The following is a 21035-nucleotide window of genomic DNA, read 5'->3' on the forward strand; positions in this document are numbered from 1 at the left end:
TTTTCCCTAAGTCAGCTGTTCTCAGGAAACACTTGTTTCTGATGCATCATTTTGTCCATCCGGCCTTTAATTGCATGTCCGGCCCGATTATGCTTCATCATCTGATAACATGCTGCTCCGATACCGATTGATGCGATCAGCGGCATTAGTCCGTTTCTTTGTTTCATTTTGTCCACCACCGTAAAGGTTTTGTCCATTTGATCCGGACATCTATAGATTATCCCTAGCGCAGGATTCAATGAGCGTGAATCGTTACCAAGTCATTCACTGACCGGAACAGCCTTCACGTATTCCTCTAGCGTTTGATTCGCTGCCGCCATCTTTTGCGATGTGGGTAGGCCTACATAGCGAAGATGCCACGCCTCATACTCATATCCTGTTACCGACTCTTTGCCCTCCGGATAGCGGACAATGAAGCCGAAATCCTGCGCGTGCCGTGCAAGCCACTTAGCTTCGGGTGTCTTGCCAAATTCCTGTGTCGCCGCATAGTTCCCATTTCTTCCGGAGACGTCGATCGCAAGGCCGGTCTCATGCTCACTTGTACCCGGTCGCGCACTGTAGTCCAGCGCCTTTTTCTCACCATCTCTCTGGACATAATAATTAAACAGCGCAACCTGCGTTTTATGCGAACGGTATGCGGACACGCCGGCAAGTTGAATGCCATCGCGCTTTGCGGCAGTAAACATTTCTCTGAGCGGTTTTGCAGCAACCGATTGCATCTTCTTCTTTTCCGACTGTCCTGAGAAAATATACGGGACATTCAGATCAACTAGATCCTTTGGAACGTAATCATCCGGCAATTTAAAGTACTTATTAACTAAGACAAGCGTATTTGACGGATCGGCAACCACATGGATACCCCTTTGATTCATCGCAGACACGGTTTTCTCAGACGAAGAAGAATTACCGTTTGCTTTTGGCTTGTTACTCTGGGATGTGGACTTCTTTGGTTGCTGCGTCGGCATATGTTTTGATTGATCCGTCCATGGCCATTGCGCGCAAGCAGATAAACTTAATAAAGCCGCCATTGTTCCTGCGGCATATACCTTTTTATAGTTCATTTATTACTCCATTTATTTTTATTTTTGAATTGATAAACCTTTTGAAATGATCTTCGAGGTAGAAACATGTCGATTTATAGCATGTACATATATAGTTTATTCGAAACACGTTGTGATTTCATTATCGTGGCAAAAAAAAAGAGATCCAAAACTCGGATCTTTGAAAATGGATTTAGCGAACTGCATCGGCAGTAAACGCCGCGCGCTTCAGTTGGCGACCTATATAAAAGCAATCAAAGCATATCGACCATCAGCCAATGAAAAGCTTCACGTTGATGATTATGGATATAGTCAGAATAATATTAGTCAGCAGCAATTTTCGATTTAACTTAACAGACACTTCGTTTTGTGAAAAATCATTTGATTGATTAACACCCATGATTTTCATCCCCTCAGTGGTTACTCTTTTGATACCTTAAGAATAAGGCGTCTATATTGAGCCAGCATAACGCTTTTTTTAAGTTAGTGTAAAAAGTAAAACGGATATCCGCTTTATCTATAATTTTCCTTTAAATAATCTGCCGTGAAGTCGACAATCGCACGTTGCGAAAGCAGGATGGCAGGTGCCTGACCGACATGTCTGGCACGCAGTTCAGCCGCCCCAGGACTGCTTGCTTCGAACGCTTTACCAATCGTTTCAAAGTTCTCCTCATGGTAATCTCCATCTTGATAGGTGACCCACTGTCTTCTTCCCTTTACTCGAACCGGACTTGATCTTTTGACGATCTCGAGCTTGCCGGACAGGTATTCACCTAGATGCATCGACGTGTTGTTTCCATAACCGACGCCAAGAAGCAGAACATAGCCGTGCTGTTCGTAAATTTTTCCAAGAGGCGATTTTTTTCCCAATCCGTTGTCGAGCGAATGATGGGCCAGCAGCGCGTCCCGTCCATTTCCCCACGCGCAAAAAGAGTAAATCGGATGATTACTGCGCCGTACATCCGGAAACGAGCGAAAAATCTCAGCCGTTCGCCCCATCCCGCATGTCGGTGTCCGGCGTGGATCAAATGCCGGCATCTCATGATAGATATCACGCAGCCATGTTTGCGGCACCGGAGGATTCTCCCAGTCTGCCGGGTCTGACACGTCCGCACTATGCGCCGGCATCACTAACGTTCCTGCCTGAGTCAGCACATCCTGAAGTGCCATGATAAGCGTAGATGGCCCGCCGCAAACCCAACCGATCCGGCTTAATGAAGCATGCACAATAACAGTCATCCCCTCCTCTAACCCGATTTTCCGTAAATCTTTTGTCAGCAGGGAATGCGTTACCGCGTGCTTGCTTCGTTTAATCACTTCTGCCTCAGACATGACCGACAACCATCCTTTAAAATTTGATATTAATACGCGACAGAAAAAGGCGCCCCCTCATTGTTCTTAGAAGAGAGCGCCTTCTCGATAAGATGCTTCGTTCGTTTTTAAAACCATTGTACCCTGTTACTTGATGATCAATACAGGAATCTTTGAACGCTGAACAACGCCATGGCTGACACTGCCAAGAAATTCTTTGACCCCGCTCAATCCTCTACTGCCAATGATGATGAGATCATAGCCATTTTGGCTTGCAAAGTCAAGAATTGTCCGTACTGGTTGACCTTCTTTAACAAATGTATGCGTGGCGTTCGGAAGTTCATCAAGAACTTTATCAGTTCGTTTAACCACTTCATGCCCGTACTTAAGTGTTGATTCGCGAACTTCGCGATAGACATCACCGACAATGAACTGATTTGTTGGCACCGTCACCACATTCAGTACGTCAAGTTCCGTATTTTCGTCGATCCGTGCCAAATCAATCGCTTTTTGAAGCGCTTTCTTTGACAAGTCCGAATCATCGTAGGATACCAGAATTTTTGAGAACAACATATCAAATCACCGCCTTCTCACATTTAGGCACAGGTCTGTTCCGAAAGAGCGTATCACCACGAGCTCTGTTTTTCAATGATGTTCCATGATTTATACCTTCATGATGACATCCTTTGAACATTCCCTGCTACCCTTATTTTACCACAGGTTCCGCTAAGAAGCGTGCAAAATAATGCAGCTCGGCTCTAATTTTCTTTAAGGAAATCCATTGCTTTCCAAGTGTCCAATTTTACGATAACTACTTACCATTTTCTAATATCTGCGTTATATTAGTAGATGATGAAATAGACGTGGCAAGTATTAGTTGGTAACGTTTTCATTGTATGTGGCTCACGCCGGTCTTTCGCGGCTCTTAGTAAAGCGATCAGATCACCTTAAAAATACGGTGAGAAATCGAGGTTTTATCATGAAAAAAGGTCTCATTTTTATTGCTTTTTCCACACTCTTCTTTAGTACGATGGAAATTGCCATCAAGCTGGTGGCAACGGACTTTAACCCAATGCAATTGAACTTTCTGAGATTTTTAATCGGATCGATTATTCTTTCACCGCTTGCTCTTCGGCACTTGAAAGGAAGCGGATTTACGCTTGATAAAAGCAAGATACGCTACTTTCTCTTCTCAGGGTTTATGTGCGTCGTGGTCAGTATGACATTTTTTCAAATGGCGATTGTTTATTCAAAAGCGTCAACGGTCGCTATCTTGTTTAGCTGCAACGCAGTATTTGTCATTCCGTTCGCGCATTTCTTTCTGAAAGAGAAGTTGACGAAACTGTCGCTCTTGTCACTTGTGATAAGCCTGATCGGCATGATTTGCATTGTCAATCCTGAAAATCTGACGAATGTTACCGGCATCACGCTTTCACTTCTTGCCGCGATTACTTTTGCTCTGTACGGGATTATCGGCCGAAAAGGAAGCTTGACCTATGGTTTTGATGGTGTCGTTCAGAGCAGTTTCAGCTTTCTGACCGGCAGTGCCGAGTTGTTAGTATTGATGTTGATTACCAAGATTGGTTTTGTCGCTCATTGGCTGCAAAGCGTTGGTCTTGGTCAATTCGGCAATATTCCGGTATTGCAGGGCATTTCATGGAACACGGTGCCGGCCTTGATCTATCTCGGTGTATTTGTCACCGGACTCGGCTTCAGCTTTTACTTTCTCGCAATGGAGGCAACATCTGCGTCGACTGCTTCGCTGGTCTTCTTCATTAAGCCGGCATTGGCACCGATTCTCGCCTTATTCATTCTGAGAGAAGCAATCACGCTAAATGTTCTGTCGGGAATTCTGCTCATTCTCGCCGGTTCCTGCGTGGAACTGTTCTCAGATAACCATCAGGCAAAACTTGAGAAGATACGTTCACTTAAGCAAACCGTCGGCACTGCAAACCAGGCGCATATCAAGTGAAATTGGGCAATGAAAAAAGATGTCGACCCTTTACCGGGTCGGCATCTTTTTTATGCTGGCTTCGTTCTTTTCAAGGCTTGCAAAGCCAAGTTTCCTAATTACCTTTTTAGTCTTCCACTTCAACGCTTAGTATCCGCCCGTCCCTTGACGCAATCTCCACTTCATAAACAATACCTTGGTCAGTCAGCACATACACTTCATACTTTAATAAATGATTATCGAGTTCAAGATCGACATGGATAATCTGGCCCGGAACTCTGGCAACAGCAATTTCCGCTGCCTGCTGCGCCGTAATCCTCTGCCGATACCCATTCGGATACTGATTCATGTTTCTGTCCGCAGGATCATGACCATACATAAAGAACCCGCCCCCTCATCAATAGCTTCCATCTCTTTTAAGATATGATGAGTGGCGTTTCTCGTGACAACAGCCTATAGGATGCGTGCAGTCCTTTGAATTAACAAACGCTACGCTTCTGCTTTTGGTAAACCTTGGCCAACGTTTGAATTGCCTCACGAATCTGCGCTTCATCACAGAAACTGAAAGCAAGTCGCAAATTATTTGTCGGTTTTCCATCCAAGTAAAAGGATTTGCCGTCGACAAAGCTGACACCGGCTTCAACTGCGTCATGCAGCAGTCGGGTAGTATCAATTTCCTCCGGGAATGTCAGCCACAGAAAGAACCCGCCTTCCGGCTTTTCAAAGGATACCTCGTCGCCAAAAAAGTCGTTGATCGCTTCTACCATTGCATCGCGACGCATTCGATAGCCTGCAACAAGCGGTTTCAAATGTTCTGCGAAATCCACCTTTTCAAGGAAACAGCTGACTACTTCCTGCATCAGGACGCTGGTCAGTCCTTCTGTCTTCACGATTTTAATCCGGTTGAGCACTTCCGGATCGCTGATTATCCAAGCCATTCGGATACCGGGTGCGACAATTTTCGAGAACGTACTCATATAAATCACCCGCTCCGGACCGAACGAATAGATAGACGGCAAGAACTCGCCGTCAAAGTTCAATTCCACATAAGCGTCGTCTTCGATGATGTAGAAATTGTACGTGTAGGCAAGCTCCGCCAGCTTCTTGCGTCGTTCAACGGAAAGACTAATTCCTGCCGGATTGTGGTAGTTCGGCAGCACATAGATAAATTTCGGCATCGGACGTTTACCCTCGGAAGCCTCAATTAACGCCTCTTCAATGAGGTCGACACGCAGTCCCGCCTCATCAACAGGAAAAGCGGTAAGCTCATTTTGCGCCAAATAGAATGCACGTAACGCACCGAAGTACACCGGTGCTTCGACCCATACCGAATCCCCGGGATCAGTCAACGTCCGAGCCACCAAATCAATGCCTTGGTTGGAACCGGATGTCACCATAATTTGATCCGTATCAACTTGGATAGACCGAAGCTTTGATCGCTCGCTGATCCATTCCAGAATCCTTTTCTGACCTGGTCCGCCGGAATATTGGAGTGCTTCTGTTCCCTCGGATTTCAGCGCTTTTACAGCGGCTTCTGCCAGCCCGTCAATTGAAAAAGAGTTGGGGTACGGAAAACCAAATGCCAACGGAATCAACCCCGGATGTTCACCGGCGAAAGCTGATCCGATCAGCGGCACACCGTCAAAACGTTTTGAAAAATGATACTGCTCCAATTTTTTCATCAATGGATCCTCCCCCATTCAAAAATCTTCTGATGCCAAGCCGATGGCTCGTCCTACATGTGCAACCTAGTGTTTCAACGTTCTTAGTTATGACTCTTCTGATAATACTCACAGTTATTATAATAAAAAATAATCAGTTATGGCTATACAAAAATCAAATATATTTTCATGATAATAATTTATCGTTATACAATAGATTTAATTTATCGTTTGGCTCTTCAGGTTGCGGTGCCTTGACTTCTATTCAGAAAGCAGTACGAAAAAACAAGCATTAGAAAAATCGGGCACAGCCCGGTCCTTAATCTCCAGCCATGTGTGATGGTTTTGTGTCTTTTCAGTGCTGAATCGTCGCTTCGGTTACTCGCTTGCCGCGGGCGCACCGCGAGCCTCCTCAAACAGGCAGAAATCTGCGGGGTCTCGCTGGCACGCTAATCCCGCAGGCGTCTCGTACCTCCGCTTTGATTCTCGGCCAAGACACTGGTCTATTGGTTTGAAAACGTGCAAAATAATAAACTTTCTTTACTTGTAAGAAAAATCGGGCACAGCCCGGTCCTTACTTCCGCATGATGCGGTGACTTTCGCGTTGCCTACAGGACGTACTTTCACAGGATGTGATGACTTTCGCGTTGCATACAGGACGTATGCGTACTTAGCGAAAGATCCTTACATACGAAAGATCCCTTACACTTAGCGAAAGTTCTTCTATTGTTAGCGAAGGTTCCTTACAGCGGAATAAAATAAGCGGAGATTTTCCGGTTATATGTATCCTGGCGCTTGGTTCACAGATACATAAGGGTAATTTTTCCGCTTATTCACAGAAAAACCCTCCATTTTCACGTTTTTTGGTGCGATAAGCGAAATTTCTCCGTCTATTTAAGCTATTTTTTCGTTCATTTTCTATTTAAGCGGAATTTTTCCGTTTATTTCTCAGATTGGGCGCTTATCTGATCGCCCAACGAATCTTATGACCTTATCGTCGTACCGGCAAGGCAAAACGCTATACCTTTTTTATTTATTAGAAAGCTTGGCTTTGCCAAGTCTCCGGCGACGGCAAAGACTTAGTTTCACTCGTTTCCTTGAGTCTTTAATTTTTTTATGCTTTCTTAACTTGTGAAAAAAGAGCCCTTCACAGGGCCCAAATTCTGGGATAGAGATCATATAATTACCCAAAACCAGTCTGATCGTTCTATCTGTTCATAATCTGAACAGATTCATCTGATTTATGGCTGGAAATGAGGTAAAAAAAATGAGCCTATAAGGCCCAATCTCGGGGGTAAATGCATTTGCCTTACCCACAGTTTACTTTAATGTATGGATCTATACATAATCTGAACAGATGAATCTACAGACAGTCACGCGCGGACTTTATTTTTAATTTTTATAGACATGAATTCGAGAAGCATGGCGACGATCAGGATTAAATACGTAATAACGCCCATTTCATGAAGATTATAATAGAACGCGCTGTCCATGAACATGTCGTAACCGATACCGCCTGCACCTGCGGCAGCGCCCATGGCCACTGAGACACCGAAGTTTATTTCGAAGCGAATAAACGTCCAGGAAATCAGAGAAGTAAGCGATGAAGGCAGTACCGCTTGGCAAACAATTTGCCACCAGCTCGCGCCGCATCCTTCCAGCGCTTCGATCGTTCCTTGATTCAACTCTTCAAACGACTCTGAATACGCTTTAGTCAGATAGCTGATTGAGTGAAAAGACATCCCGATAACTGCGGCTACACTGCCGAGCCCTGCGGATACTGCGAAAATCAGCACCCAAAGCACAGTTGGCACTGCGCGAATAACAGCAACAAATCCTTTAATACTATTGGACACTGTTTTATTTGACAGATTTTCTGCAGCCAGCATGCCAAGGAATAACGCGATAATTGCCCCGATCAAGGTGGTCAGAACTCCTAATGACAGCGTGATGAACAACTGATAGATGGCTTCAGACAGAGTGAAATGCGCAAACTGCGGTTGAAAAAAAATGGTTTTGAAATTAGCCAATGTACTCATTAATCCCTTTAATAAATGGACGCCCTGGTAGTTAAAGGTTGCAAACCCAACGATGGTAAGGATGGCAAGAGTGAGCATGGTCAGGCGGATCGCGATGTTGGCTTTTGAAAGGACCCGTATCTTAATCCGTCCCTCTCCTCCTTGAAAAGGAGGCACCCCTCCGTTAGTCAGTACAGATCCGGCTGTTTTAGTCATTGCCATTACAGCATCGCCCTCCTGACATAATTCGAAATTTGTTCAATCAAAAGAATGGATAGAACAATTGAGAGAACCACCAGACTTGCCGAATGATAGTCCATTTTCTTATAGTACAGATCAAAAACAAAACCAATTCCTGATCCGGTAAGAATCCCTACCAAAGTGGCAGCTCGTATATTCGTTTCAATCATGAAAAGCACCCAACTGATCAGCTGAGAAACACTCATCGGAATCACCGCTTGAAAAACGATTGAGAAAAAGTTTGCACCGGTCGCTCGCAACGCTTCAACAGTATCCGCGCCAACTTCATCAATTGTTTCCATGAATGCGCGAGTCAGAAAACCAAATGAAGCAACAAACAGGGCGAAATAGCCGGTCAGTGAGCTTTGACCAAATGAAAAGAGCAGCACAAGCGCCCATATACTGACGTCAATATTTCGAAAAATATTCGCAATCAACCGGCTCAATGCCGCAAGAAAATTGTTGATTTTGGTCACTCGTGACCCAATCAACGCGAAAACAAGTGCAATAATGGCCGCGACAGAAGCAGAAGCAATGGAGATCAACAGCGTCTCCTGCAATTTTGCGAGAATATCCGGAAGCTTTGCAAATGAGTCGGCTACAGGATAAAAATTGCCGAGCGACCACACAATGGCTTTAGGAATCGAGCTGAAGCATTTGGCTAAGCTGAATTCTGTCATTGACGCGGCACCAAAAGCAAGCAACACGAGGACCAGCAAAATACCACCAGAGTAGAGGCGTTTTTTCATCAGAAAGTTGGATCTCATATTTTTTGCGCCACTTCTTTCGGCTTTTGAATGATGAGGTTCAATGCTTCGGGATCCGAACCGTAAATTCTCCGGATATCCTCATCGGTCAGATTGGCAGGCAGACCGTCATAGACAACGCGACCGCCACTGATACCGATGATTCGATCCGAATAATTCAAGGCAACATCCAACTGATGCAGATTCACCAAAACTGTAATTCCAAGAGTCGTACATATATTTTTCAGATGATCCATGATCACTTTTGAGGAGTTCGGATCAAGCGAAGCGATCGGTTCATCTGCAAGCAGGACTCTTGGTTCCTGTACGAGCGCTCGCGCTATGCCGACACGTTGTTTTTGACCGCCGCTCAGTTGATCACAGCGCTTATAGACTTGTTCATTCAGGCCCAATGATTGAATGATTTTGATTGCCTGCTTTTTTTCATTTTCGTTATATAATCCAAGAGCGCCAACCAAAGCCGATTTGTAACCGAGTCGTCCATGCAGAACATTTTCAAACACACTCAGCCGTTCCACTAGGTTATAGTTTTGAAAAATCATGCCGATTTTCGTCCGCAAGGCTCTTAAATCATGTTTTTTGTTGATTTTCAGCATATCTGCACCGTCAAAAATAATTTCTCCGCTTGTTGCATCAATCAAACGATTGATGCAACGAAGGAGAGTTGATTTCCCCGCTCCCGAAGGACCGATGATGGAAACTAACTCTCCCTCATTTACGGAGAAGTTAACGTCAGATAACGCCACAGTAGAATTGCCATACTGCTTGGAGACATTTTTAAACTGCAATAACGTCGTCATAGCTAACTCCTCGATTCATTTTTCGTTCGCTAAGTCTTATTCGGTCAGTTTTCTGATTTCATCAAACCAAGAATCCTCGATTTTCAGGAAGCGTTCATCCTTTGTTTTCGCATACATTCCTTTAGAGCCTTCAGGAGCGAATATTCCCTTGTCATTAGCCACCTTGTCTGAGGTAAGCGTATCAAGAATCTTTTTCTGGTCTGCTTTGCTTAACGTTTCTGTATTCATAACAACCGGGGCATTCAGTACCGGTGTCACAGAGAGCACGGTAAATTCTTTGCCTGCGAGATTATTAAAGGGTTCGGCAGCGCCGCTCTTCACTTTATAAGTAGTTCCTTCTTTATCAAATTCTCCGCTTGCAACATCAACATAGCGTTCCAGTTCAGTATCGCAGAAAGCCGCGACATCCACTTTCCCGCTTAATAGATTAACTGCTGATCCCTGGTGAGATTGGCCGAAAAGTACTTGTTTGAAGAACTTGCCGCCGGTTTGGAGATCATCCTGAGTCAGATTGTCCGATTTAAAATTTGCGATAATACGTGATGACGGTACAACAAATCCGGAAGTGGAACTCGTGGATACGAAAGACATTCTCTTGCCTTTAATTCCCTCAAGCGAGTAGCTGCTGCCGTTTTTGTATTTATCCGCATCTTTCGCATTGACGGCCAACCAGCTGTAGTAGACTGCATCTTTCAAGGTTCCTGAAGCGCCACTGTTGACAACCAACGGTACAACTTTGGAATTTTTCTTATGTGCTTCAATGTAACCTTGCGCAGCTAAGAAGCCAATATCCGCATTGCCGCTGGCCACTGCTTCAATAGCAATGTTGTAATCCGTCGTTAATTTGTCAACAACCTTTTTACCCGTTGCATCGGCAATCACTTTATCAAGTGCTTGGCGAGCATCTTTCATATCCGCACCGGATTCATTAGGATACCAAACTACCGTAATCGTTTTTTTCTCGCTGCTTCCTGACCCGCTTCCATTTGATGAGCATGCGGCAGTTAAGAGTAGGAGTGCCAATACAAGAAAACCAATGACTGCTTTTTTCACTTTTTGTTCCCTCCGAAATCATTTTCAGTGAGCGGTACGTATACTTCGTAAACAAAGGATCCTAGATCGTCTTGAGAATCGACAGTTAGTCAAAAGGTAACACAACTCTTATTGAGATCACCGCGGATTCTGGACATGCTGTATTCCATTAAATCCACGCCGCGATGCGTCACGAAGCTTTCAATTTGCAGAATGGGTGCATGGTCGGCAATGTTTAGAATCTGTGCATCCCGCGGTTCCGGAAGCGCCGCACGTACGATAGATTTTAATCGTCTCGGCTGCAGCTGGTAATTCCGTGACAGCAACGCATACAGAGAATGGAATCCGGTTAAATGGGCTTCTAAGTCAGGGACTAAGTAAGCCGGCATCACCGTGGTCGTGATCGACAAAGGCACATCGCCTGTGCTTCTTAAAATTTCTAAAGCATAAACGGTTTCATCAATGCTCAGCGCCAGCTGATCTTGCTCACGCTGTTTCGCTGCTCGCTTTTCCCAGTGCAGAAGTGCAGCACGAGGAACGATTCCTTTTTCCTTCATGATTGAGGAAAACGCTGTTCTCGATGAAAGTTCATAGTCGATCGGCACCTTTCTCGATGTGACGAATGACCCTTTGCCCTGCCGCGTTGTCACCCATCCGGTCTCTTCTAACCGTGCGACTGCACGACGCAAAACCGACCGCCTCGCGCCAAACAAAACCTGCAATTCTGCTTCTGAAGGAATACGATCTCCCTCTTGATAAAGCCCTTGACTAATTGCCTGAATAAAGTAGTCGGCAATCTCAATATGCTGCACATCCATAGAGACCAGCTTCGCCCCCCTCTCAGTTCCTTTGTCCCTACATAGTGTAATGCAAAACAACGTAAAGAAAGTTAACCCAGGTTTAATGAATTGTAAAGATTTAGAAAATTCAACAACTAGCGTTGCTTTTCTTCCTTATATGGCGATAAATTATGATTAGGCAAATAAGCGACAGCCCATGTCGATCAAGGATTGGAGCGCTCGCTCAGGTGAACAAAAATCAGGGTCTTTACACAGATATTGCACAAAAATTAACCGAACAAATTAACAACGGCGGCTTTAAAAGTGGTGATAAACTGCCATCAGAACGCGAGCTGTGCGCGCAATTCGGGGTCAATCACCATGTCATTCGTTTTGCACTCGCGCGACTGGTTCATCTCGGACTGATTTTTCCTCATCAGGGAAAAGGGTTTTTTGTTTCGGAGCGCATTCGCGAAATTTCTTATCCGCTTACCAAGCAAACCCGTTTCACAGAAAATCTCCAAAAACAGGATGTGCACGCTGACGGTAAATTGCTCGGTTGGCAGATCAGGCAACCGAATCAAAAGGAATGCCAAACTTTGCAGCTGCGCTCAAGTGATCAAGTCTATGATCTGCACATCATCCGCTATGCTTCAGGACAGCCCATCTCTTTAACCCAAACCATTCTTGCGGCACGCCGTGTCACCGGACTCGAAACCTTTTTAACGGACTTTCATTCCCTCTATCAACTGCTTGACGATCACTTTACCATCAAACCTTTACGCACAAAATCTGTCCTCCAGGCAGTTAGCTCCTGCCGGCAGGATACGGAATGGCTGGGCATTCCGGAAAATGTACCCATTCTTGAGATCGAAAGTATCGCCAATGATCCGGTTGCTAGCCAACCGTTTGAAATCAGCCGCTCCCGTCTGCGCGGGGATATGTGCCGGTGTTTGATCAATTTCTAGCATGCATTCACTTTATGCGTTCATGTCACCGCTCTATTAGTTTGTCCGTCGAGGCTTCTTGGCACTTTACACTTTTTTTACACTACATTCATGATTCGTACTTATCGATAAGTTACAGTGCTCTTGTAGGCGAAAAAGAAAGGGAGGCTCTTTCAATGGTGACAATGACTAAACAACACCTCAGCCGAATCACGAGCGCTTGCTCGCTTCCTCTATTAGAAGAAATCGCGCACAAAATCGAACAGGAACAGAGAGTACGGGTGGAGCGCGAGCCGCAAACCTCACTGATCATGACCAAAGCCAAGGACTCCGTCTCCGGTCAACCCTTTTATCTCGGTGAAGTACTCGTCACCGAATGTACCCTATCCGTTGATGGACAGCTGGGAATCGGCATCGTTATCGGAAGACAACCACTACGCGCCTATTGTATGGCCGTCATCGACGCAGCACATAACGCAGGACTGCCGGTGCTCGATCAATGGGAATCCCAATTTCATGCGGAAGAACAGCGTATTCAAGAGCAGCAAGCTTTGGAATACGCGCGCAACGCTCAGTCCCAAGTCCATTTCGATACGATGGAGGAATACAATGACAAACGCTAACACCTTTCATCACGTTCACGACACGCGAAAACTGTATCGACGTTTACTTGACAGTATGGCAAGACCGGGAAAGATCAATGACATTGCCGACCTTCTCCGCGGAGTCCCGGAAACCTGTCCATGTTCACCCGGTACCTATGCGCTTGCACAAACACTGCTGGACCAACAGGTCAGCTTCTATTACTATTCGCAGGACTTAAACGCTGAAGATGCAGAGCGCGCGATCGAATGGACAACTGGGAGCCGTCATACGGCTTCAGACGCTGCTGATTACTTGTTCATCGACTCGCCTCCGGAAATGGATGAAATCGATTCGATCATGCAATCCGTCCGCATCGGCACGCTGAGCGAACCTGAAAAAAGTGCAACGATCGCCCTTCACGTTCGCAAGCTGTCCGGAGCTGATGATTTGGCGCTGCCAATGATCCTGCGCGGTCCGGGCATCAATGGCTGGCACCTGCTTTCCGCAGAAGGCATGAACATCGAGTGGCTGCGCTTACGTTCCGAACGCAATCGTGACTATCCGACCGGCTGTGATTTCGTCTTATTCGACGATGAGGGACAGATCGCTGCGCTGCCGAGAACAACGCGCATCGAAAGAAGGGGTTTCTAAATGGGATATGTTGCGGTAACCGGCGGACAAAAGGCCATCGAGGCAGCCGACCGGATCAACCAATGGTACCGAATCAAAGATGCAGCGCACAGCCTAGAGACCATTGAGATCGAAAAACAATTACGTCATCTTACCGATCGCGTGATGAGCGAGGGCGGTCTTTACGCCCCAGAATATGCTGCACTTGCCATTAAACAGGCAGAAGGTGATCTTTGCGAAGCCGCCTTTCTCATGCGTGCGTATCGATCCACACTTGAGCGAAACTATGAATCAGAAATCATAGATCCGGGTCAAATGCGTGTCATTCGCCGCATTTCTTCCGCTTTTAAAGATATTCCGGGCGGTCAAATGCTCGGTCCGACCATGGATTATACGCACCGTCTGCTTAACTTTGCCCTTGAAGATGAACAGGCACGTGTTCTGCAGGATCTATTGAAAAAGCAAATACCGGACTTTGATACAAATCAGCCGCTCTCCTTTCCAAAGGTCGCCGGTTTGCTTCGCGAACAAGGCTTGCTGTTTCCGCCAAAATCATCAGGTGCCTTGTTCGATATTACACGAGACAAGCTGACCTTCCCGGCCCCGAGATCCGCTAAGCTGCAAATTCTGGCTCGCGGAGAGACCGGTGCGATGACCGCACTGGCTTACAGCAGCATGCGCGGCCATACTACCAACCATCCGACCGTCGGTGAATTGCGGGTCGGCTATGTGGAAGTCACCATTGCCTATCCGTTTGACTCCAGCGAAAGTCTCTGTCTTGGTGAGTTCATGCTGACCGAGGTCGAAACCATCAATGCTTTTGAACGTGATGATCAGGGCGATGTGAAGCTGAGGCTTGGCTACGGGGTGACCTTCGGGCAAAACGAGACGAAAGCCATCGCCATGGCCATTCTCGAACAAGGCCTTGAAACAAAGAGCGAAACGCCGTCCCAAGATGAAGAATTCGTTCTTCTCCATGTCGACAGCATTGAGGCGAACGGATTCGTGTCTCACTTAAAATTGCCGCATTATATCACCTTCCAATCGAAACTGGATGTCTTGCGGCAAACACAGAAACTAGCTGAGTCTGAAAAAACGGAGACGCCAAAGGAGTGACACAACCATGCAGGCACATTTGAAACAGACGTACAATTATGCCTTTCTTGATGAGGGATCAAAAAAAGAAATTCGTCGCACAACGCTTAAGGCGGTGGCCATTCCCGGTTATCAAGTACCGTTTGCCTCCAGAGAAATGCCCATTGGCCGAGGCTGGGGGACCGGCGGGCTGCAGCTGACTCTATCACTGATCGGCGATCAAGACTGTCTTAAAGTGATCGACCAGGGAAACGACGACAGCGTTAATGCCGTCAGCATCAAAAAGTTGATTCAGTCCTGCACAGAGGCTGAGGTCACAACCGATTCCGAGCGTGCGACGCTCATTCAGACCCGCCACCGTGTTCCTGAGGTGCCGATTCGTGCCGATCAAATCCTCATTTTTCAAGTACCGCTGCCGGAACCGCTTCGAATGGTTGAAGCCAAGGAGCGTAAAACAAAGCAGCTGCATGCAGAAATGGATTACAGTGGAATTTGGCTGCGCCTATATGAAGACATTGTCAAATGGGGGAAAATCAGCATCGGCGCCGACTATCCGGCACTCGCACACAAACGCTACATTTTCGCGCCAAGCCCCATTCCCCGCTATGATCTGCCTAAGCTGAACCGTGCAGATGGGCTGTTTCTGTTCGGCGCCGGCCGCGAGAAGAAAATCTATGCGATTCCGCCTTATACAGACGTCGAACCGCTCGCTTTTGACGATTTTCCATTTGAAGTCGAACATTTCGATGGGTGTACCTGCCGGCTATGCGGCAGCAGTGATACCTTCCTCGATGAGATTTTTGATGAAACAACCGGACAGAAATTCTACCAATGTTCCGATACCGGCAACTGCCAAAAAAGACAAGAAAAGAGGCACACACCATGATTCATGATGAAAGCCGCCCGCTGCTCAGCGTTCGTCACTTGACGAAGCAGTTCGGCAAAGGCTGCGCTGCCTGCAGCCATTCGGAACAGCTGCCTGAAGGGAGCAATCATTGTCCGCACTGCGGTACGGTCTGGGCAGTCAATGACATTTCCTTTGATCTCTATGAAGGGGAAATTCTTGGAATCGTCGGTGAAAGCGGATCGGGGAAAAGTTCGCTTGTCCAATGCCTTTATTTTGACAATACGGTCACTGATGGATCAGCGGCTATTGCCACCTATCAGGATGGGGCGGCCAATATCTTCCGTGAATCCTCTCAGCAAAAGCGCTATATTCGCAATCATTTAATGGGGATGGTTTACCAAAATCCGTGGATCGGGCTGAGGATGCACTTCTCAAGCGGCGGAAATATTGCCGAAAAGCTGATTGCCGCCGGAACATTCAATGTACATGAGATACGCACGCGCGCCAAAGAGCTGCTTAATCATGTTGAGATTCCAGTCACAAGAATGGATGAAGCCCCGCTCCACTTCAGCGGCGGCATGCAGCAGCGCGTGCAAATTTCCAAGGCACTGGCTAATCATCCACCCATTCTGCTGCTGGATGAAGTGACCACCGGCCTTGATCTATCGGTTCAAGCGCGCGTCCTTGATCTGATCCGCCGCATCCAACGAGAAAGTCGAACAGCCATGATTGTTGTCTCGCATGATCTCGGTGTCATCCGTATGCTCTGTGATCGAACGATGGTGATGAAAGAAGGACGCTGCATCGAAGCCGGATTAACCGACCAGATTCTCGAAGATCCGCATCATGCCTATACTCAGCTGCTCGTCCACTCTTTATTGTGAGGTGCCAAAATGAAAATCTATCATGCAAGAATCGTATTACCCGATCAAGTCATTGAGAACGGCTATGTTTCCATTGAAGAGGACCGAATCGCTCAAATTGAACCAGGGGAACCGGACACTGTGGAAGATGAAGATCTTGATGCGGGCGGCAAATGGCTGATTCCCGGTCTGATTGATTCGCACAGTGATGCGATTGAAGTAGAAATTGAACCGCGTCCGACAAGCCGCTTTAGCATTGAACTCTCCTTTGCCGAACTGGAAAAGAAACTGGCTGCTGAGGGGATCACAACCATCTTCCACGCGGTTTCTTTAATGAAGCAGAATACCGTGCGCAAAGGCCGGGAAAACGAGACCGTATATACACTGATTGAAGCGCTGAATCGTTTAGCCGGTGGCCCGCACTTGATCCGCCACAAAACGCATCTGCGTTACGAGATTGCCAACATCGATGCACTGGATGCGGTTTCCGCATTGATCCAAAACGGCAAGATCGATCAGTTGTCCCTGACTGATCATACGCCTGGTCAGGGACAGTATCGCGATTTAGAAGTTCAGCGGCGCCTCTTGGTCGAGCATCGCCACTATTCTGAACAAGAAGCAGAGCAAATTATTGACGAAACGAAAAAGCTGCCTAAGCTCGACCCGCAAAGCATTGCGAAGCTGACACAATTAGCCAGCGCATATGGTGTGCCCGTCGCTTCACATGATGATGACACGATTGAAAAGCTTGAGATTGTCCGCAGCTGGCAGGCAGGCATTAGCGAATTTCCGATTACGATTGAAGCGGCGCGATACGCGCGGCAACTCGGAATGCTCACCGTAATGGGCGCACCGAATCTCGTGCTTGGAAAATCGCACAGCAATAACTTATCCGCCCATGAAGCCGTCAAAGAAGGACTTGTCGACATCTTCTGCTCGGATTATTATCCGGCTTCGCTCCTGCATGCCGCCTTTACATTACATTATGAGCTCGGAATGCACGCGTCCCAGGCATTTAACACGGTGACACTCAATCCGGCTAAGGCCTTACATCTGGACCAGTTGATCGGATCGATTGAATTAGGAAAGAAAGCCGATTTGCTTGTTGTCGGCGTCAGTGAAACCAGCAGGCCCCAGCTCACTCACGTCTTTGTCGACGGCTCAGAGGTCTGCCGCATGCATTACCTGACACCACAGCCGCAGCAAACTGTCGAGGGAAGGTGAGCCCTATGGCAGAACGAACATTATCCGAACAATCGACGATTTCGCTGAGTGCAGTCATCGTCAACAGCAAACTCGGCACCTGGACGGACATCGGTCCAAACACCCGAATGGAAGATACCGACTTCGGCGATTACAGCTATACCGACGGTGACGCGACGATCATCTATGCAACCATCGGTAAATTTTGTTCGATCGCGTCACATGTCCGGATTAATCCGGGAAACCATCCAATGGATCGCGTCACCCAGCATCATTTGACCTACCGCCGCGTCCGCTACGGGCTAGCAAGCGCGAACGATCAACGCGTCTTCGACTGGCGGCGTGCCCATTGGGTAACGATCGGTCATGATGTTTGGATTGGACATTCAGCAACCATTATGGCCGGGGTAACGATTGGAAATGGCGCAGTCATCGGCGCCGGCGCCGTAGTCACCAAAGATGTGCCTCCGTACACAATTGTCGCCGGTGTACCTGCTCAACCGATTCGGAAACGATTCAGCAATGAACTGATCAAGGAAATCACAGACAGCCACTGGTGGGATTGGGATCGGCAAACGCTTGAAGAACATTATGAGGAACTATGCGATCCCCAAGCTTTTATCCGCCTCATTCGTAAATGGAGGGAAAGACGATGACTGCACTGATTCAGGTCGATCAATTAGAAAAAACATTTCTGATGCATCAGTTTGGGGAAAAACGAATTACCGGCTGCCGCGACATTTCCTTCACTGTGAATAAAGGCGAATTTATCGGCATCACCGGCCAGAGCGGCAGCGGGAAGTCAACAATAATCAAGTGCATCTACCGCACTTATTTGCCTACCGGCGGACTTATCCGGTATAGCTCTGACCATTATGGACTGGTTAATCTTGCTGAAGCACCGGATCGCACGATTCTTACGCTGCGGAAAGAAGAAATCGGCTACGTCTCTCAATTTCTCAGCATCATGCCGCGTATGACCGCTCTGGAATTTGTTATGGAGTCATTGCTTGAGATGGGCGAAAACGGATTGACCGCACGCAAGCGTGCCAAAGAAATGCTGGCGCACTTTAATTTGCGGGAAGAGCTGTGGGATACCTATCCGAAAACGTTCAGCGGCGGTGAGAAGTTACGTCTTAATCTCGCTCGCGCGATGGTGAGAAGATCACGCCTCCTGCTTCTTGATGAACCGACAGCATCTCTTGATCAAGCATCGAAAGAAACGGTCAAAGAACGAATTCATGAATTAAAAGCTGCGGGAACCACATTAATCGGTATCTTTCATGACTTGGATTTTATGGAATCCGTCGTTGACCGTACGTATAAGCTTCAGGATGGATTAATGAAGGAGGCACAGAAAAAGTGACCGTGGCCATTCAAGAACTTGCTTTCGCTGACATTCCGACTTACGCTGAACTGCTTCAGGAGCTTGATAGCGAGCGCTCAATGTCCCACAGAGATGCGCAAACACTGTTTCGGAAAATAAAACAATACCCCTACTACAAAATCTTTTGCGCATGGTCCGCGCAAGAGATTCTTGCCACTTATTCTTTAATCATTCTCGATAATTTCGGCCATGGCGGCCTTAAAATCGCCATTGTGGAAAATGTCGTCGTTACGCCTGATGCGCAGGGCTTCGGAATCGGTACCACAATGATGCAGGACGCCATGAAACGCGCATCGGATCAAGGCTGCTACAAACTGATGCTTTCCAGCGACTTGAAGCGACAAGGTGCACATGCGTTTTATGAACACCTCGGATTTCAGCAGCACGGCATCAGCTTTAGAACGGAGTTGAACCCATGATTATCGATTTGCACTGCCATACAAACTGTTCCGACAACTCGTACTCAATTGAGGATGTACTTAAAATCGCTCATAAGCAGCACGTCGAGAAGCTCGCAATTACCGACCATGACACAACACTCGGTCTTGAACAGGCACTTGCTCTGGGTGATAAAATGGGCATTGACATCATTCCCGGTATTGAAATTTCCGCCTATGACTATAAACGGAATCGACGCGCGCATATTCTCGGTCTCTTTGTCACGCCCGGACACCCGGCACTTGAAGCGCTCTGCCGCCCAATGCGTGAAGAACGGCATAACGCATCCCGTCTCATGACACGGAAACTGATTCAGGCGGGCTATCACATTTCGTGGGAGCAAGTATCCAAGCTGGCAGAAAACGGAACAGGTGTCTATAAGCAGCACATTATGCACGCACTCATTTTGAATGGCTATACCGATTCCATTTATGGCCCGCTTTATAAAAAATTATTTTTCAGAGGAGATCATCAGACTCTGCCTGGGCTTGCCTTTGTGCCTGTTCACTACCTTGACGCCGTCGACGCGATTCACGCAATTCGCAGAGCCGGCGGCGTTCCGGTTCTTGCTCATCCCGGCCAATTCGACAACTTCTCCGCCGTTCCCGAATTTGTCGAAGCCGGTCTGGAGGGCATTGAAGTTTTTCACCCGCTCCACGGCGCAGCAGACGAGAAGAAAGCAATACAGTTAGCCGAACAGTTCCACCTCGCCCAAACCGGCGGGTCGGACTTTCACGGCTATTATACAGATACCGGTTCTGTTCCCGGCTCCCGCAGCATTGACCGTGATCGGTTCGCCTTGCTTGAAGAAAAAAGAGAACAGATTGGTAAAAATAGTCGATCGTGATTTATCTCAACACGTCCGGGCACCGGCTATTCGGTGCTTTTTTACAAATAGAGAAACATCCATGGCCCGCATGAATGAAAAGAGAAAATCCCCTATTTACGTATTGGCTTGTTGGTACGACGATATGGTCATGAGATTCGGTTGGGCGATCAGATAAGATAAGCGTCTAACCTAAGAAATAAACGGAAAAATTCCGCTTAAATAGAAAATAAATGAAAAAATCGCTTAAATAGACGGAGAAGTTCCGCTTATCGAATCGAAAAACGTGAAAATGAAGGATTTTGCTTTGCATAAGCGGAAAAATTACCCTTATGTACCTGTGAAACAAGCGCCAGGAGGTATATAACCGGAAAATTTCCGCTTATTTTCCTCGTTCGTTACTTAATGAAGGACCGGAAACCTTAACGAAAAGAAAGGTTTGTCCGGTAAAAGGTTGATGATTCAAAATGGCATTTGGAGTAAAGGAGCTTTCGTATGTAAGGATCCTTCGCTAAGTACGCATATGTCCTGCAAGCAACGCGAAAGTCATCACATCCTGTGAAAGTAAGGACCGGGCGTTTTTCACTCGGTTTTTCTAACACTGATAAGAAAGTA

The 21035-nt window shown here is 46.9% G+C and carries 24 protein-coding genes; 13 read left to right on the top strand and 11 right to left on the bottom strand.

Annotated elements, in window-relative coordinates:
* Positions 1-11: 11 nt before the first annotated feature.
* Positions 12-167, bottom strand: a complete 156-nt coding sequence (locus ABWW58_RS12280; RefSeq protein ID WP_177184778.1) for a hypothetical protein — start codon at positions 165-167, stop codon at positions 12-14.
* A 93-nt stretch (positions 168-260) separates the two neighbouring features.
* Entirely contained in the window at positions 261-965 is a 705-nt protein-coding gene (locus ABWW58_RS12285; protein WP_445783438.1) for a M15 family metallopeptidase, read from the bottom strand.
* A 262-nt stretch (positions 966-1227) separates the two neighbouring features.
* Here ABWW58_RS12285 and ABWW58_RS12290 point away from each other — a divergent pair, with 262 nt between their 5' ends.
* Positions 1228-1389, top strand: a complete 162-nt coding sequence (locus tag ABWW58_RS12290) for a hypothetical protein (RefSeq protein ID WP_353869404.1) — start codon at positions 1228-1230, stop codon at positions 1387-1389.
* A gap of 164 nt (positions 1390-1553) precedes the next feature.
* Here the strand turns inward: ABWW58_RS12290 and ABWW58_RS12295 are convergent, their stop codons facing one another.
* Entirely contained in the window at positions 1554-2372 is an 819-nt protein-coding gene (locus ABWW58_RS12295) for an AAC(3) family N-acetyltransferase (protein ID WP_353869405.1), read from the bottom strand.
* A gap of 126 nt (positions 2373-2498) precedes the next feature.
* A complete protein-coding gene (locus ABWW58_RS12300) occupies positions 2499-2924 on the bottom strand; it encodes a universal stress protein (RefSeq protein WP_353869406.1) in 426 nt (141 codons plus the stop codon).
* A 406-nt stretch (positions 2925-3330) separates the two neighbouring features.
* Between ABWW58_RS12300 and ABWW58_RS12305 the strand changes: the two genes are divergently transcribed.
* Positions 3331-4323, top strand: coding sequence for a DMT family transporter (locus ABWW58_RS12305; RefSeq protein ID WP_353869407.1), 993 nt, complete (start codon positions 3331-3333; stop codon positions 4321-4323).
* A 106-nt stretch (positions 4324-4429) separates the two neighbouring features.
* On the opposite strand, the gene ABWW58_RS12310 is transcribed toward ABWW58_RS12305, so the two are convergent.
* The 7 genes from ABWW58_RS12310 to ABWW58_RS12340 form a co-directional block, all read right to left on the bottom strand.
* Positions 4430-4681, bottom strand: coding sequence for a PepSY domain-containing protein (locus ABWW58_RS12310; protein ID WP_245734250.1), 252 nt, complete (start codon positions 4679-4681; stop codon positions 4430-4432).
* 100 nt (positions 4682-4781) lie between these two features.
* Entirely contained in the window at positions 4782-5984 is a 1203-nt protein-coding gene (locus ABWW58_RS12315) for an aminotransferase-like domain-containing protein (RefSeq protein WP_353869408.1), read from the bottom strand.
* A gap of 1352 nt (positions 5985-7336) precedes the next feature.
* Positions 7337-8203 (bottom strand): PhnE/PtxC family ABC transporter permease, encoded by an 867-nt coding sequence (locus tag ABWW58_RS12320; RefSeq protein WP_445783435.1) that lies wholly within the window; start codon positions 8201-8203, stop codon positions 7337-7339.
* Positions 8203-8988, bottom strand: a complete 786-nt coding sequence (locus ABWW58_RS12325; protein WP_353869409.1) for an ABC transporter permease subunit — start codon at positions 8986-8988, stop codon at positions 8203-8205. Before ABWW58_RS12325 ends, ABWW58_RS12320 begins: the two co-directional genes overlap by 1 nt.
* Positions 8985-9788: a phosphonate ABC transporter ATP-binding protein gene (gene phnC / locus ABWW58_RS12330; RefSeq protein WP_093673498.1), complete on the bottom strand. Its 804-nt coding sequence runs from the start codon at positions 9786-9788 to the stop codon at positions 8985-8987. The genes ABWW58_RS12325 and phnC overlap by 4 nt, the downstream gene beginning before the upstream one ends.
* A 36-nt stretch (positions 9789-9824) precedes the next feature.
* Entirely contained in the window at positions 9825-10841 is a 1017-nt protein-coding gene (locus tag ABWW58_RS12335; protein WP_353869410.1) for a PhnD/SsuA/transferrin family substrate-binding protein, read from the bottom strand.
* A gap of 89 nt (positions 10842-10930) precedes the next feature.
* Positions 10931-11638: a GntR family transcriptional regulator gene (locus ABWW58_RS12340; protein WP_353869411.1), complete on the bottom strand. Its 708-nt coding sequence runs from the start codon at positions 11636-11638 to the stop codon at positions 10931-10933.
* A 209-nt stretch (positions 11639-11847) separates the two neighbouring features.
* Between ABWW58_RS12340 and ABWW58_RS12345 the strand changes: the two genes are divergently transcribed.
* The 11 genes from ABWW58_RS12345 (at position 11848) to ABWW58_RS12395 (ending at position 20441) form a co-directional block, all read left to right on the top strand.
* Positions 11848-12567: a GntR family transcriptional regulator gene (locus ABWW58_RS12345; RefSeq protein WP_353869412.1), complete on the top strand. Its 720-nt coding sequence runs from the start codon at positions 11848-11850 to the stop codon at positions 12565-12567.
* Between the two features lie 155 nt (positions 12568-12722).
* Positions 12723-13169: a phosphonate C-P lyase system protein PhnG gene (gene phnG / locus ABWW58_RS12350; protein WP_353869413.1), complete on the top strand. Its 447-nt coding sequence runs from the start codon at positions 12723-12725 to the stop codon at positions 13167-13169.
* Positions 13156-13782: a phosphonate C-P lyase system protein PhnH gene (gene phnH / locus ABWW58_RS12355; protein WP_353869414.1), complete on the top strand. Its 627-nt coding sequence runs from the start codon at positions 13156-13158 to the stop codon at positions 13780-13782. Before phnG ends, phnH begins: the two co-directional genes overlap by 14 nt.
* A complete protein-coding gene (locus ABWW58_RS12360) occupies positions 13783-14877 on the top strand; it encodes a carbon-phosphorus lyase complex subunit PhnI (RefSeq protein ID WP_353869415.1) in 1095 nt (364 codons plus the stop codon). It abuts the gene before it with no gap.
* Between the two features lie 7 nt (positions 14878-14884).
* A complete protein-coding gene (locus tag ABWW58_RS12365; protein ID WP_445783436.1) occupies positions 14885-15742 on the top strand; it encodes an alpha-D-ribose 1-methylphosphonate 5-phosphate C-P-lyase PhnJ in 858 nt (285 codons plus the stop codon).
* Positions 15739-16587 carry an ATP-binding cassette domain-containing protein gene (locus ABWW58_RS12370; protein ID WP_353869416.1) on the top strand — a complete coding sequence of 283 codons (849 nt, stop codon included), beginning with the start codon at positions 15739-15741 and terminating at the stop codon, positions 16585-16587. Before ABWW58_RS12365 ends, ABWW58_RS12370 begins: the two co-directional genes overlap by 4 nt.
* Before the next feature lie 9 nt (positions 16588-16596).
* Complete coding sequence (locus ABWW58_RS12375) at positions 16597-17790, top strand: alpha-D-ribose 1-methylphosphonate 5-triphosphate diphosphatase (protein WP_353869417.1); 1194 nt, start codon at positions 16597-16599, stop codon at positions 17788-17790.
* A gap of 5 nt (positions 17791-17795) precedes the next feature.
* Positions 17796-18425 (top strand): DapH/DapD/GlmU-related protein, encoded by a 630-nt coding sequence (locus tag ABWW58_RS12380; RefSeq protein ID WP_353869418.1) that lies wholly within the window; start codon positions 17796-17798, stop codon positions 18423-18425.
* Positions 18422-19135 carry a phosphonate C-P lyase system protein PhnL gene (gene phnL, locus ABWW58_RS12385; protein WP_353869419.1) on the top strand — a complete coding sequence of 238 codons (714 nt, stop codon included), beginning with the start codon at positions 18422-18424 and terminating at the stop codon, positions 19133-19135. The genes ABWW58_RS12380 and phnL overlap by 4 nt, the downstream gene beginning before the upstream one ends.
* Positions 19132-19575, top strand: a complete 444-nt coding sequence (locus ABWW58_RS12390; RefSeq protein ID WP_353869420.1) for a GNAT family N-acetyltransferase — start codon at positions 19132-19134, stop codon at positions 19573-19575. Before phnL ends, ABWW58_RS12390 begins: the two co-directional genes overlap by 4 nt.
* Positions 19572-20441: a PHP domain-containing protein gene (locus tag ABWW58_RS12395; protein ID WP_353869421.1), complete on the top strand. Its 870-nt coding sequence runs from the start codon at positions 19572-19574 to the stop codon at positions 20439-20441. The genes ABWW58_RS12390 and ABWW58_RS12395 overlap by 4 nt, the downstream gene beginning before the upstream one ends.
* Positions 20442-21035 lie beyond the last annotated feature (594 nt).

The organism is Sporolactobacillus caesalpiniae, from assembly GCF_040513385.1.
Lineage (GTDB): Bacteria > Bacillota > Bacilli > Bacillales > Sporolactobacillaceae > Sporolactobacillus.